A 635-nucleotide genomic window follows, 5' to 3' on the forward strand; every position below is an offset into this window, starting at 1 on the left:
TCCTCGGGGATCGACTCGAACAGCGGCGTTGACATGTAGCGTTCGCCCGTGTCGGGCAGCATGCAGAGGATGACGGTCCCCGGCTCGGCCCGTTCGGCGATCTTCATGGCGACGGCAAAGGTCGAGCCGCCCGAGACGCCTGTCAGGATGCCTTCCCGCCGCGCGAGTTTCTGCGCCCAGGCAATGCCGTCGGGGCCGGCCACGGGTATCAGCTCGTCATAAAGCCCGTCGTCCACCGCTTCCTGCAGAACGTGGGGAATGAAGTCAGGGGTCCAGCCCTGGATCGGGTGCGGCTGGAAAGCGGGGTGGCTTTCCGCGGGCGAGTGATCGGAATTTCGCGCCTGCGCGTGGCCGCTGCCCAGAAGCTGCGCATTGGCGGGTTCCGACAGGACGATCTTCGTCTCCGGCCGCTCGCGGCGTAAAACGCGACCAACGCCCGTCACCGTGCCGCCCGTGCCGTAGCCGGTGACCCAGTAATCCAGCCGCTTGCCGTCGAAATCGGCGAGGATCTCGCGGGCGGTCGTGTTCTCGTGGATGCGGGCGTTGGCCTCTGTCTCGAACTGGCGGGCAAGGAACCAGCCGTTCGCTTCGGCCAGTTCCACAGCCTTGCGATACATGCCGACGCCCTTTTCCGC

Annotated in this window: 1 protein-coding gene; it reads right to left on the reverse strand. The window is 66.5% G+C overall.

What is annotated here, in order from left to right; translation table 11 throughout:
- A partial coding sequence (locus VSX60_RS22480) for a pyridoxal-phosphate dependent enzyme (RefSeq protein WP_327626454.1) occupies positions 1 to 635 on the reverse strand: 635 nt, incomplete at both ends.

The sequence above is a fragment of the Aurantimonas sp. A3-2-R12 genome, assembly GCF_036016755.1.
Classification (GTDB): domain Bacteria; phylum Pseudomonadota; class Alphaproteobacteria; order Rhizobiales; family Rhizobiaceae; genus Aurantimonas; species Aurantimonas coralicida_A.